Here is a 14414-nt window from a genome sequence, read left to right on the forward strand (position 1 = left end):
ATGTAGTTTAAACCGGTTTTTCAGGCGGAATGAATTTCGGACGGTTTCATAGCTGGTCCGGCCGTATTTATCCATCTCCCGCAATGCCGATTTCTCGTACAGCAATCCATCGGAAACAACCAGGTTCAGCCGCTTATTGTTTACAATGGTATAGCCCAATCCCCCACCTAACTGGTACCGGTCAAAAATTTTCAGCGACAGGCTTTTTTCATAACCGGCCAGTCCCCAGTAATAAAGTTTACGGGTATTTTTAAACAGGTCTGCATCTACTATAAACAGGTAGTCATTATTGGTTTTCCGTTGTGGACTTTCTCCATAAATCCAGTTGGCAAAAGCATTTACCGTCAGCACTTTTTTTTCAATAGAAAACCGCACCGCATTATTAAAAATATAGGACGTACCATTGGCAGCGGTTTTATTAATATTACCCGTGCCCGTAAAGCCTACCCGGTAAATAGTAGTATCTGGCTCCTTACTGTAAACTGAATCGATTGGCTGAGCAAAAACCTGTTGAAGAGAACTAAGAACAATAAAAACTACGCCTATCCACTTTATCATGCCGGATTGATTGTTTGCGGCAAAAATAAGCCTTATTGCCTAGCTTCAACCCGCCTGCAAGCAACTAACCGGTTTATTGAACAGAGGCTCGTTCTATTAATTGCGTATGCAGTACCACGTGTGAAAGAGGGCTATCGGCCTGCTCAATTTGTTTCACCAGTACCTCCACGGCTTTTTTGGCCATCTGTTTAATCGGCTGGCTCATTACCGTAATGCCGGGTTTGCCCAGGCGAAACAAATCATTGTCATCAAAACAAAGTACGGAAACCTGGTCGGGTACTGTTAAGCCAAGTAGATTAAAAGCTTCCAGACCTGCCACCCCCAGGTTATTGGAAGTAAAAAAAACAGCGTCAAATTTTCCTTTCATCCTGGAAAAAAACTGCACCAGGTCTTTAACCTGTTTTGCTTCCGGCCGGCCGAAAGGGATTTTTTTAACCAGGGATGGATCCAGCGGAAGTTTATTCTTTTTCAATCCCGATACATACCCGTCGATCCGCTGTTGCATTTGTAACTGATCGGTATCGTTAGTGACAAGGGCAATTTTTTTTACGGCCTTCGAGGCCAGGTGATTGATGGCTTCCAGGCTGCCGGTAAAATTATCGACGGTTACAAAATTTGAGTTGAGTGATGGGAAATAGCGGTCAATCAAAACCGTTGGCCGCTTTTCCGCAATCAGCTTTTCCAGTTCAGGCAACATAAAGGTGGTGGGGGCAATGATATATCCATCCATGTGTTTATCCACCAGCATGTTCAGGATATTCCTCGATTTTCCCTCATTGTTTTCGCTGCTGCAAAACATGACGGTATATCCTTTTTTATCGGCCTCTTCTTCCACCACTTTTGCCAGGTGCCCGAAAAAATAATTCGAAATATCATCCACAATCAGGCCAATGGTATGGGTTTTACCCGTCCTTAATCCTTTGGCAAAAAGATTGGGGCGATAGTTTAGTTTTTCCGCCAGCTTTTCCACTTTTTTTGCCATGGCCTCACTGATTTTCATTTCCCTTGCCCGCCCATTTAATACAATGGAAACGGTAGTGGCAGAAACCCCGGCTGCCGAGGCAATATCTTTGATCGACACTTTTTTGGCCATAGTGGAAAAGCTAATGCGGCATAGTTACAAAATTGCTTTTACTTCTGCGATGCTAACCGGTCTTTTTTTCTCTACCGACCATTTTGCAGCCGTTGCAATTACTACGGCTTCCAGTCCATCCTGTCCGCTTACCGGTATAGGCTGCCCATTCAGCAGGGCATTTATAAAAAACTTCATCTCATTCAGGTAAGAAGCCGCATAGCGATCCATAAAGAAATCAAGGGGTTGTGAATGGTGTATACCTGCCTGATCGTACACGATATTTTTATTATGAAGATTATTCTCGACCTGTAGCATTCCTTTATTCCCAAAAATTTCCAGGCGTTGATCATACCCGTAAATTGCTTCCCGGCTGTTATCAATAACCGCATAGGAATCGTCTTCAAAAATAAGGGTGGTTAATGCGGTATCAATATCCCCTGCCTCCCCTACTTTCGGATCTACCAATACCCTGCCCTGCGCATACACTTCCCGCACTTCTTTTCCCATCAGGTAGCGGGCCATATCAAAATCATGAATAACCATATCCATAAAAAGTCCACCGGAGTTTTTGATATAATCAATCGGTGGTAATCCCGGATCACGGCTGGTAATTTTTACGATTTGTACTTCTCCGATACGACCATTCGTAAGTTGGCGGTGGGCATGCAGGAAATCAGGATCGAAACGCCTGTTGAAGCCAAGCATCAATTTTATACCGGCGGCTGTTACCTGGTCAACCAGTTCCTTGGTTGTTTCCAGCGAAAGATCCACGGGCTTTTCGCAGAAAATATGCTTCTCATATTTTAAGGCCAGTCTTATCATGGCAGCATGCGTACTGGTAGGTGTGCAGATCAGCACGGCATCCACGCCGGGTTGCGCAATCAGTTCTTCTGCATCCTGTGAAAAGGGAATAGCGCCGTACTCCTGTGCAAATTTATCTGCCGGGTAATCTTTATCGGCCACGCCCGAAATAGTAACTTCCGGAAACTGGCGTAAAATATTATTGAGATGAATACGGCCAATCCGGCCCATTCCTATTAAAACAAGGGATAACTTTTTCATACCGATCTATTGGTTGGTTTGCGTTTAATTAAAGTTGAATAGAAGCCAAAAATTGCCGGTTCTTTTGTGCACATTGAAAAGGATTGCCCATACCGGGTAATACGTCCTGTTCTACTACAATCCAGTCTTTATACCCTTCTTCCTGCAACAGGGTTTTAACGGCATCGAAAGGAACGGCTCCTTTTCCGAGCTCACAGAAAACACCATTTTGAACCGACTGGAAATAATCCCAGTTTTCCCGGGTTGCCTGGTCGCGTACTGCCGGATCAAAATCTTTGAAATGAACATGCCAGATCCGTTCAAAATGTTTTTTCATAAAACCAACCGGGTCGGTACCCCCACCCAGCATATAATGCCCGGTATCAAAACAGAGGCCCAGTAATCCGGGATCGCTTCCTTCCAGCAACCAGTCAATTTCCTGGGGAGTTTCCACATAACCCGCACCGTGGTGATGGAATACGGTGCGCATGCCAAATTTTTCCTTTACTGCCAGGGCAAGACGGGTGGCATTGGTGGCAATCCGCTTATATGCAACCTGGTCGAGCAGGTCTGCCGCCCCTACCCGCCCGGCTTTCCGGGTTCTTTCCGGAACCGATCCATTTTCATCTGCCAATACAATAAAAGCACCCGGGTAACCGGCCGCATGCAGGAGGCCGGCTGTACGTAGCGCCCGCTCTATTCCTTCTTCAAGCGCTTCATCTTTTACCAATGCAACCGGAACAAAAGCGCCCAGTAATTCCAGGTTTCTTGTTTGCAAAGCGCTGCGCAATGCTGCCGGGTCGGTAGGCATGAATCCCCAATCGCCCAATTCAGTACCGGCATAACCGGCTGCTTTCATTTCGTTGAGCACTTCTTCATAGCCCTTTTTATCGCCTTCCAGTTCAAATTCAAGTACTCCCCAACTGCAGGGAGCATTGGCAATTTTTATGGTGGTATCGTTTGTTGTTTGGTTCATAACACTACTGCTTATGCGTTAAAATTTACGGCTCCATTCTTTGGGCCATCTTTCCACGACCACTTTTGTTTGTGTAAAAAATTCGATGGCATGTTTGCCTTGTCCATGCAGGTCACCAAAAAAGCTGTCTTTCCAGCCACTGAAAGGAAACTGTGCCATTGGTGCGGCAATACCGATATTGATGCCGATATTGCCCGCCATTGCTTCGCTTCTGAATTTACGGGCACTGTTTCCATTACTGGTAAACAGGCAGGCCATATTGCCGTAGGTACCCCGGTTAATAAACTCAATGGCATCGTCTACATTTTTCATATGTACCAGGGTCATAACGGGTCCGAAAATCTCTGTCTTGATCAATTCGCCATCCAGGGGCAATCCTTCCAGGATGGTAGGCCGGATAAAATTCCCTTTTTCAAAACCTGAAACGGCTTTATTTCTCCCATCCAGTAGTACTTTACCGCCTTCATCCAGCCCTTTCCCAATCAGGGTTTCGATACGTGATTTACTTTCGGGGCTGATAACCGGCCCCATTTCCACAGAGCTATCCAGTCCGTAACCTACCGATCTTTTCTGGGCAGACTCGTACAGGGCTTCCTTGATTTGCGCATCGTTCTCGACTGTAATTACTACGGAAGCAGCCAGGCAACGCTGCCCGGCACAGCCGTATACGCTATCGGTAATGATCTGGGATGTAATTTCAATATCGGCATCCGGCAATACAACCACCGGGTTTTTTGCACCCCCCTGAGCCTGTACTCTTTTACCATTGGCGGTACCGCGTGAATATATATACCGGGCCACGGGTGTACTGCCCACGAAGCTGATCGATTTCACCAATGGATGATCGAGCAGTGCATCAACCGTTTCCTTGCCCCCGTGTACCATGTTCAGCAAACCGGGCGGCAGATCCAACTGGTCTATCAACTCAAATATCTTCATCATGGTCAGCGGCACTTTTTCCGACGGTTTAATGATCATACTGTTTCCTGTTGCAATAGCATACGGAAGAAACCAGAAGCTGATCATTGCCGGGAAATTAAACGGTGCAATACAAGCTGTTACCCCCAATGGCTGACGGATCATAAACTCATCAATGCCGGTAGCCACATTCTCCAGGAATTCACTTTGCAGCAGCATCGGAGCGCCGCAGGCAACTTCTACATTTTCGATGGCCCGCTGTATTTCACCGGCTGATTCAGCCAGTGTTTTACCGCATTCAAGGGTTATCAGCCGGGTTATCTCTTCCTTGTTTGCTTCCAGTAATTGCTTTAGTTTGAAGAGAGGTTGAATCCGTTTCAGTACAGAAACCCCTTTCCAACCCAGGTAAGCAGTTTGTGCTGCGTCAACTGCCAGGTCCAGGTCTTTTGCCGTGGCTGCGCCATACGGAACTTTGGCCAGTACTTCCTGCGTAGCCGGGTTTAACACATCTCTTGTTTCACTGCATTTACTCGGCACCCATTTGCCATTGATATAGTTTTGAAGAACATTCATATAAACTCGTTTATCAGCTTAATAAATAATAGACTAGAATAGTGGTCAATACCAGGAAAACGGCTACCGGTTTGGTGTATTTCCAGGGCTCGATATCTACTTCACCTGTATGCACCGGCTTATACGGATTGGTATTGGGGTAAAACTTTGAAATGAGCAGCATTACCAGGATGTTCAATACAAATTCAATTCCCCATACATGAATGAAATGAATATCCACTTTCAGGATAAATGTGGTAAGCAGGTAAAAAGCAAGCCCGGTAAAAATGGCCACTTTTGCACCTGCGGCAGAAATAGATGGAATAAAAAAACCACCCAATAATACCGAGGCTATAGGAATAAAAAAGATGCCATTCAGTTCCTGTAATAACTGGTAAAGTCCCTGGGGTGCTTTCGCCACCATTGGTGCCACGCAAATGGCAAAAACGGCCAGGAAAATCGAGGCCCACTTACCTGTTTTAACCAATTTTTTCTCATCGGCATCGGGTTTGAGCTGGCGTTTGTAAACGCCCAGCGTAAAGAGGGTTACCGCACTGTTCAGCACGGCATTTACGGTACTCAAAACGGTTCCCATTACAATGGCCGCAAAAATCCCGATCAATCCAACCGGCAATACTTTTTTCACCAGCTCCGGGTAAATAGTATCCTGGTTGGCATAGAGCGAATCACTGAAATAATAAAAACCAATAACACCGGGCAGTACTATAATCAGCGGCATCAGTATCTTGAACAAACCCATGATCAGAAATCCTTTCTGTGCTTCTTTAAGGTTGGCCGCCCCCAATGCCCGTTGTACAATTACCTGGTTCATACACCAGAAATAAATCTGGTTAATCACCAAGCCTGTAAACAGGGTACCGAAGGGCAATACCGAATCAGATGCACCGATTGAATTGAATTTTTCCGGCGCGTTCTCATAAACTTTCTGTAAGCCTGCTGCAATATCCGTATTACCGATATCGTACAATGCAAAAAACGGCACGGCTAATCCGCCAATAAAAAGACCAATTCCATAAATCAGGTCTGAATAGGCAATTGCTTTCAGTCCACCGAAAATAGCATAGATAGATCCGAGGATGCCGGTTAATACAATGATCCACCAGATAGATTGTTCCCTGGTAATACCAAACTTGGCGGATATATCAAACAGGGTTTCAAAATTGATAGCCCCGGTGTACAACACAATTGGCAACAGGGTTATGATAAATGAAAATATCAGTAATAGGTTAACGATGGTATGGGTTGATTTATCAAAGCGCAGTTCAAGGTATTGCGGAATGGTAGTTAAACCCATTTTCAAATACCGGGGAATAAAATACACGGCCCCAATTACCAGGGCAATTGCGCTGGTAACTTCCCAGGCCATTACTATAAATCCGTTTTTATACGCTGATCCATTCATCCCGATCAGGTGTTCGGTAGAAATATTGGTGAGCAGCATGGAGATGGCAATCAACCAGGCACCGAGGGATCTTCCTCCCAAAAAATAACTGGAGGCTGTCTCAAATGTTGAGTTACGCATTTTGTACCAGCAATAGAGGCCGACAAACAGCGTAAATAAAGCAAACGTTACAATGGCAAGATTCATTCGTTGGGTTTATAGGGAGTTAATAAGTACGTTGCCTGGCTTTGTTTTTCTTCAGTTTCTCGTATGCTGTTTTAACCTGTGCATGGGTCGACACTTCTGCTACCGGCACTTCCCACCAGGCATAACCACCGACCCGTTGTTCCCGATCGGTTTCAATGTACACCACGGTGGTATTTTTATTCTTTTTTGCCTGTACCAGGGCCGCTTTCAGCTCCGCTGCGGTTTCTGCCTTCAGTACTGTTGCCCCCATACTGGCTGCATTAGCGGCCAGGTCTACCGGCAGAATGCCCCCGTTTAACTGGCCGGTTTTTTTATTCCGGTATTCATAACGTGTACCAAAGCCCTTGGTGCCGAGCGACTCAGACAGGCCGCCGATACTGGCATAGCCATTGTTATTGAGTAATACAATTATGAGCTTTACATCTTCCTGTACAGCGGTAATAATTTCCTGGCTCATCATGAGGTAACTGCCGTCTCCTACCATCACATATACCTCCCGCGAGGGATCGGCCATTTTAATACCAAGGCCGCCCGCAATTTCATACCCCATACAGGAATAACCGTATTCGAGATGAAAGCCCTTGGGGTTCCTGGTTCTCCAGAGCTTATGCAAATCACCTGGCAAACTGCCTGCGGCACATACTACAATATCTTTGTCCGCAGAAAGGGTATTTACTGCGCCAATTACTTCGCCCTGGCTGATGGGTACCGGGTGTTCTAGGTTATACACTGCACTCACTACTTTATCCCATTGCCGGGCAGCTCTTTCCTGTTTGGTCCTGTATGCATCCGATACTTTATACCGTTTCAGCAAAGGCAATAATTCCTGCAGAATAATTTTTGCATCACCTACCAGCGGAATAGCGGCGTGTTTAAATGCATCAAATTCTGCTACGTTAATATTAATGAACCGAACTTCCGGATGCTGGAAAGCTGATTCCGAAATCGTGGTAAAATCGCTGTAGCGGGTACCGATGCCGATCACCAGGTCTGCTTCCGCAGCTGCGGTAATGGCACCCGGGGTTCCGGTAACACCGCAGGCACCCAGATTTAGCGGTTCTTTATAATGAACTGAACCTTTACCGGCAAAAGTTTCCATTACAGGAATGCCGGTTCGGTTAATCAGTTCCGTTAGTTCTTTGCTGGCTTCGCTGTACAAAACGCCGCCGCCGGCTATAATAACAGGTTTTCGGGCGGCTCTGATAGCGTCTACCGCTTTTGCCAGGGCACGCTGGTCGGGGCGGTTACGCTGCACCGGCCAAACTCTTTTTGCAAAAAACTCCACCGGAAAATCAAATGCTTCCGCCTGTACATCCTGCGGCATACAGAGGGTAACAGCGCCGGTTTCAGCAGGTGATGTAAGTACCCGCATTGCTTCGGGCAAACTGGTGAGCAATTGCTCCGGACGATTGATCCGATCCCAATATTTAGAAACTGGTTTGAAGCAATCATTTACGGAAATATCCTGGCTATAACTGGCTTCCAGTTGCTGCAGTACGGGCGCCACGTCTCGTTTAGCAAAAATATCGCCGGGCAACAGCAATACCGGAATTCGGTTAATGGTAGCCGTTGCTGCACCGGTAACCATATTGGTAGCACCCGGACCAATAGAAGTGGTACACACCAAGGCACCCAGCCTGTTCTTCATCTTTGCATAAGCAACGGCGGTATGCACCATCGCCTGCTCATTCCTGCTCTGGAAATAGGGGAAAGACGGGTATTGTAACAAAGCCTGCCCGATGCCGGCCACATTGCCATGCCCAAATATTCCGAAACAGCCGCCAAAGAAAGCCGTTTCTTTTCCATCTCTTTCCACGAATTGATTTTGCAGGAATAAGATCGTGGCCTGCGCCGTGGTTAATCGTTTAGTTTTTCTTGCCATATCAGGAGCAATTAATAGGTTTAATCAGTTAATCCGCCTCTTTCTTCCATCAGTTGCAGTACTTCTGCCAGGCGGGGCATATCATTGGCACAGCCGGGCCGTTGCACTACCAGTGCACCACAGGCATTTCCCAGGCGGCAGGCTTTGGGTATACTCCATCCCTGCACAAATCCATAAATAAATCCACCTGCAAACGCATCGCCGGCACCCAGCACATTCAGCACTTCTACCGGGTAACCCGGAACATCCTGCGGTTCCTGTTCAGCCCTATAGATGGTAACGCCTTTAGCGCCTTTTTTTACAATCAATACTTTTACACCGGCTGCCAGGATCTGTTTAACGGAGTTTTCAAGGTTGCCCTTTACTTTAGGCGCCGATATCTGCTGGTGTTCGATCACTACATCACTGATATCCTGTAATGTGGCGGCCAGTACTTCTTCTTCGGTACCGATAGCAATCCTGACTTTCGGCAGAATAGCCCGGATCATCAGCCCGAACGACCGGATATCCGACCACTGATCGGCCCGGAAGTCGATGTCGAGGATTACCGGAACACCCTTATCGTATCCTTGTTCAACCGCATAAAATATTGCGCTGCGCGATGGCTCTTTACTCATGGCATTCCCCGAAACCTGAACTACGCTAAACTGGCCAATATCGGCAGCCGCTACATGATCCATCGATACCTGTATATCCGCGCAGTTATCGCGGTAAAAAACCAGGGGAAAACGATCGGGTGGTTCTATGCCCAGGATTACTGCACTGGTGCGGGCTCCGGGAATACGCGGAATATACTCGGTTACGATATTTTCTTTCTTCAAAAAATTCAGGATAAAATCACCGGTTTTATCTTCTCCTACACCGGTTAATAAGGCTACTTTCAGGCCCAGCCTTCCTGCACATACGGCAATATTGAGCGGAGAACCGCCCACAAACGCGTTGAAGCCCCTGATGTCTATAAAATCGGCCCCTATATCCTGCGAATACAGGTCAATAGAAGATCGTCCGATGGTGAGCAAATCCAGTTTTTTCATATTCGGCAATTACTAAAGTTGATGATTCATGGTGGCAGTAACCATCGGTATCCGGGGATCCCGGAATTTCCAGGTATCGAATAACCAGCTATGGTCGGGGTCGGGGGTATTGGCGAGCGACTGATCACTGCCTGCCAGGAAATTGAGGTAATAACAATGGTAACCGTGCAGGGCAACTACCGGGTGATAGCCCCTGGGAACCAGCACCGCATCATTGTTGCCCGCCCGAAGAATTTCGTCGAGTGAGCGGTCGGAGGTGTACACCTGCTGCAACGCAAAACCTCCGGGTTTATCAATTTTATAAAAATAAATTTCTTCCAGGTTGGCTTCCTTCAAAACCCCGTTTTCGTCTACAATGCGTTCATCGTGTTTATGGGCCGGGAAGGAACTCCAGTTGCCGGAAGGCGTATATACTTCCACTGCTACCAGGCTGGAACAACCGAAACCCGGTTCAATTAAACTGTTTATCTGGCGGGTAGCATTTTCTCCTCCCCTGATCTCTATTGCCGCTTCTTCCGGTGTTTTAAAGCGGGCGGGGAAATCTTCCTTGGCCAGCACCCAGCCTGCCGCCAGGTCTAGTTGCTCACTGGTGGCAGTAATGGTAAATTCGGTATGGCGGGGCAGGTACAAACTATGTGCAATACCGCTGAAAACATTTTTCCGGCCATGCACCGTGCTCCAGTTTCCTTTGCTGGTTGTAGCGGTATAATTACCGCTTAACAGGATAAACCCGTATTCAAATTCCCCGGTATAGCCCGTCCATTGCTCTCCTGCTTTCAGCAGGCGCGCTTCCATATTGAGGTGGGTCCAGCCGGCATCAGCAGCGGTTATGCGCTGGTAAACGGTCGCATCCTGCCTTGGATGTACTAATAAATTATTCATTCGGCTCCTATTATTACCTGTTGTAAATCAGTTACGAGGGGCTGCAACTCCTTCGATTGCCCGGCGGCACCCATTACCGCAAACCTGTTCAGCATAAATTCGCGGTACGATTGCATGTATATTTTGCCCGGAACTACCGGATCAATTAAATCGGGCTGGTTGCTGAAAAATTGCCGGTGATCGCGGGTCCAGAGCAGCCGGAGGTCGGTTGCAATATTCACTTTGCAGATACCCAGGCGGATCGCTTTCTGCAATTCTTCATCCCGTACCCCCGATGCATCGGGCTTTAATTTTCCGCCGTGGGCATTGATCGCCGCTACTACTGCCGGGTCCACGCAGGAACTGCCGTGCAATACCAGGGGGAAACCTGGTAAAGCTGCCTGAATTTTTTCGAGTATGGAAAACTGGATGCCTTTACCACCACTGAATTTGTAGGCACCGTGGCTGGTACCCACGGCAATGGCCAGGGAATCACATCCGGTTCGGGCAACAAAAAGCGCTGCCTGCTCCGGATTGGTATAAAGCGCATCTTTTTCTTCCACCGACAGATCGTCTTCCACTCCACTTAATACGCCCAGTTCCGCCTCTACCACAATTCCATGCGGATGCGCTTTTTCCACCACCGATCTGGTGCGTTCACAATTTATGTCAAAGGGGTCGTGCGAGGCGTCTATCATTACAGAAGTATATCCCTGCTCTATTGCCGCCAATGCATGTGCTTCATTGCCATGATCCAGGTGAATGGCATAGAGTACCTCGGGATACAGTTTGGCCGCTCCCTGGAGCATCGCCTGCAACATTAATGGACTTGCGTAGTTTCTTGCGGCGGGGGTAAGCTGTACCAGGATGGGGGCTGCAGCTTCCTGCGCTGCGGCAAATAAGGCCAGCACCTGTTCCATGGTAAACACATTCACAGCCGGGATAGCATAACGGCCATAACAATGCTTGTACAAAAGGCGGGGCGAAACCAGCATAAACAATCGTTGTATAAAACAGGTTACTAAATCGTTTTAGTAAAACGTTAAATTAGTGTTTATAGAAGGAACTACAAAATTAATTTTGGACTACGCAGCGCGTTACTGTCGAGCAATGCCGGGTTAATTTTGGTATCCCAGAGATAGATCTTTTTAAGGGCCGGCATTTTTTCCAGTATAGGAAGTGCTGCGGGTGTAATAGCCGTTCCATACAAGTTCAGGTATTCCAGTTTTTTCAGCGCATCGAGTGCAGCAATACCCTGGTCGGTTACCGGGTTCCGGTTTATATTCAGTTTATACAAATTGGGCAGCGCTGCCAAAACAGGCAGCGAGGCATCTTTCAACTGGCAGTTTTCGAGTTGCAGCCATACCAACTGGTCTTGTATACCGGCTAAAGCTCCGAGGTCGGGGTGTTCATTTCCATTGCCATTGAATTTCACTTCCAGCAAATGCGCAGTTTTAGTGAGCAGGTTTACCTGGAACCCTTTTTCCAGCAATTTCCGGATTGCTGCAGGGTCTGCCGGAGCAGCTGCATAGCCGGCAACCGATTCCCGATCGAGTTGAAAAAAGCTGGTTAACTGCTCTTTTATCCGAGGGCCGGGTGCCAGTGCACTGATCCGCTGTTGCTGGTGAGCACCCGTTTCTATCCACCATTCGAGAATAGCTTTCTGTTCTTCGGACAGCGGCGTTTTACCATCGGTAGGCATAAATTCCTTATGCTCTTTCGGCAAGCTGATGCGCCGGTACAACTCACTGGTGGCCAGGTTGCCCGGCACTACCCCTGTGCCGGTTTTTCCACCTGCTAAAATTGCAGCATGGCTGGTAAGCAGGTAATCGCCTTTTTTCTTTTCTGCATTATGGCAGCTTACACATTTGGCCTGCAGAATCGGCACCACGGCATCTTCAAAAAGATAGGCCGAATCCAGGCTGCGAACCACCTGGTTTACCGTAGCTGCCTGGCTACCGGTATCTTTTTTTCCCAAGGGAGCGTATTCAGTTAAATAGCTTGCTCCATGCGTCAGGGACCCACCCCAATGCCCGGTCAGTACCATTGCTGCCACGGCACTAACTATCAGCAGTAACCGAAATGGGATTCCGGCATACACACCGGTTTTTTTTCGCCCTTGAAAACTGAGAAAAACCAGGAATGAAAGCAGGGCTACGGCAATACCACCGAGCTTATGGTTTCGCAGGGTTGTTGGTTCGTAATCGCCGCCATCCGAAAGCAACCAGCCGGTCAGCACAGAAAGGCCTCCACTAAGGGCAGCCAGCAGCCAGAGCAGGGAAGCTATTCCCTGAATTCGGTCAGCAGGCCGCTTCCATTGTACCAGTTGCAGCACCAGCGCAAAGGTCAGTAATCCAATCGGAAGGTGTACGAATAAGGGATGAAATCGCCCTATAAATAAAGAGAGCTCGGGGTTTAGTTGCATTCCATAAAATTATCAGGCCAGAATTTCTTTCACTACATTTCCATGTACGTCGGTCAGGCGAAAATCCCGTCCGCCAAACCGGAAGGTCAGTTGTTTATGATCCATTCCCATCAGGTGCAGCATGGTAGCATGCAGGTCATGTATAGTAACCGGCTTATCTACTACCCGGTATCCATAATCATCGGTAGCGCCGTAAATGGTGCCGCCTTTTATGCCGGCGCCAGCCATCCACATACTGAAGGCCGAGGGATTATGATCACGCCCATCAGTACCCTGGGCAAAGGGAGTACGTCCGAATTCACCCGACCAAACCACCAGGGTTTCATCCAGCAGACCACGCATTTTCAGGTCTTTCAATAAACCGGCAATGGGCTGGTCCACGGCATGGGCATTTCTTTCATGCCCCGCTTTCAGGTTGGAATGCTGGTCCCACCGATCGGCACCGCCGCCAATATCGGGGCAGGTCAGTTCAATAAAACGAACCCCTCTTTCTACTAACCTGCGGGCCAGTAAACACTGGGCTGCATAATTGCGGGTGTTGGGATCGGAGGAATCCAATCCGTATAATTTTTTCGTGGCTTCTGATTCCGTTTTAAATTCCGTTAATTCAGGAATAGAGGACTGCATTTTATAGGCCAGTTCGTAATTGGAGATAGCCGCTTCGATTGCATCGGCCCCATCCAGGGTTTTCAGCAAATGACCATCGCGCTCTCGCAAAAAAGCCAGTTTCTCTTCCTGGATGCCGGCGAGGGAATCAGCGGGACGAATATTGGCCAGTGGTTCGGCGCCAGCTCTTAACAGGGAAGCCTGGTAAGCTGCCGGCAAAAACCCATTTTTGAAATTATCCAGTCCACCGGGCGGAATCAGTCCACCGTCCAGCACTACGTAACCGGGCAGGTTACTGTTTTCGCTGCCCAACCCATAATTTACCCAGGCGCCCATACTCGGCCGCCCTTGTAAACCACTGCCTGTGTGAAGAAAATAATTGGCATTGGTATGTTCCGGAAAATTAGATACCATTGAACGGATTAAAGCCAGGTCATCTGCACAACTGGCAATATGCGGAAAAAGTGTACTGATCTCCATGCCCGATTCGCCATAGCGATGAAATTCCCAGGGGCTTTTCAGAATCTTTCCGACATCCCCAAACTGGGTAGCATCCATTTTAAATTTCCTGGCCGGGTCTTCGCCATTTTCCCGGGCCAGCCTTGGCTTTGGATCAAAGGAATCTACCTGAGATACCCCGCCGTCCATATACAGGAAAATAATGTTTTTGGCTTTGGGTACAAATCCAGGCGGAATAGCGCCGCCGCCCAATTCTCGCAGAAGTTGGTCTTTTCCATCCGCTACGCCAGCGCAGGACGGAAGCAAACTACCAAACAAACTAACCATTGCCAGGGAGCCAAAACCGCATTTGCAGATTCCCAGCATTTCCCGGCGGGAAAGCGGACGATGTACCGGATGTACGGGTTGTTTACTCATA

The 14414-nt window shown here is 47.9% G+C and carries 12 protein-coding genes; all 12 read right to left on the bottom strand.

Annotated features, from left to right (window positions below; all coding sequences use genetic code 11):
* Positions 1-558, bottom strand: a 558-nt coding sequence (locus A1D16_RS06520) for a DUF481 domain-containing protein (protein ID WP_290708502.1), incomplete at its 3' end; no start/stop codon positions are given.
* Between the two features lie 73 nt (positions 559-631).
* On the bottom strand, positions 632-1651 hold the full coding sequence (locus A1D16_RS06525) for a LacI family DNA-binding transcriptional regulator (protein WP_290708503.1): 1020 nt from the start codon (positions 1649-1651) through the stop codon (positions 632-634).
* 24 nt (positions 1652-1675) lie between these two features.
* Positions 1676-2695, bottom strand: a complete 1020-nt coding sequence (gene iolG / locus A1D16_RS06530) for an inositol 2-dehydrogenase (RefSeq protein ID WP_290708504.1) — start codon at positions 2693-2695, stop codon at positions 1676-1678.
* A gap of 28 nt (positions 2696-2723) precedes the next feature.
* The gene (locus A1D16_RS06535; RefSeq protein WP_290708505.1) at positions 2724-3650 is read right to left on the bottom strand and encodes a TIM barrel protein; all 927 of its coding nucleotides are present in this window, start codon (positions 3648-3650) and stop codon (positions 2724-2726) included.
* An 18-nt stretch (positions 3651-3668) separates the two neighbouring features.
* Positions 3669-5141 carry a CoA-acylating methylmalonate-semialdehyde dehydrogenase gene (locus A1D16_RS06540; RefSeq protein ID WP_290708506.1) on the bottom strand — a complete coding sequence of 491 codons (1473 nt, stop codon included), beginning with the start codon at positions 5139-5141 and terminating at the stop codon, positions 3669-3671.
* Between the two features lie 13 nt (positions 5142-5154).
* Complete coding sequence (locus A1D16_RS06545) at positions 5155-6729, bottom strand: solute:sodium symporter family transporter (RefSeq protein WP_290708507.1); 1575 nt, start codon at positions 6727-6729, stop codon at positions 5155-5157.
* A 19-nt stretch (positions 6730-6748) separates the two neighbouring features.
* Positions 6749-8611 (bottom strand): 3D-(3,5/4)-trihydroxycyclohexane-1,2-dione acylhydrolase (decyclizing), encoded by a 1863-nt coding sequence (iolD, locus tag A1D16_RS06550; RefSeq protein WP_290708508.1) that lies wholly within the window; start codon positions 8609-8611, stop codon positions 6749-6751.
* 20 nt (positions 8612-8631) lie between these two features.
* Positions 8632-9645, bottom strand: coding sequence for a 5-dehydro-2-deoxygluconokinase (gene iolC, locus A1D16_RS06555; RefSeq protein WP_290708510.1), 1014 nt, complete (start codon positions 9643-9645; stop codon positions 8632-8634).
* 12 nt (positions 9646-9657) lie between these two features.
* Entirely contained in the window at positions 9658-10527 is an 870-nt protein-coding gene (gene iolB, locus A1D16_RS06560; protein WP_290708512.1) for a 5-deoxy-glucuronate isomerase, read from the bottom strand.
* Positions 10524-11501, bottom strand: coding sequence for a class II fructose-bisphosphate aldolase (locus A1D16_RS06565; RefSeq protein ID WP_290708514.1), 978 nt, complete (start codon positions 11499-11501; stop codon positions 10524-10526). The genes iolB and A1D16_RS06565 overlap by 4 nt, the downstream gene beginning before the upstream one ends.
* A gap of 71 nt (positions 11502-11572) precedes the next feature.
* Entirely contained in the window at positions 11573-12931 is a 1359-nt protein-coding gene (locus tag A1D16_RS06570) for a c-type cytochrome domain-containing protein (RefSeq protein WP_290708515.1), read from the bottom strand.
* Positions 12932-12943: 12 nt separating this feature from the next.
* Entirely contained in the window at positions 12944-14413 is a 1470-nt protein-coding gene (locus tag A1D16_RS06575; protein ID WP_290708517.1) for a DUF1501 domain-containing protein, read from the bottom strand.
* Position 14414: the final 1 nt, after the last annotated feature.

It is taken from the genome of Flavihumibacter sp. CACIAM 22H1, from assembly GCF_001601815.1.
Taxonomy (GTDB): domain Bacteria; phylum Bacteroidota; class Bacteroidia; order Chitinophagales; family Chitinophagaceae; genus Flavihumibacter.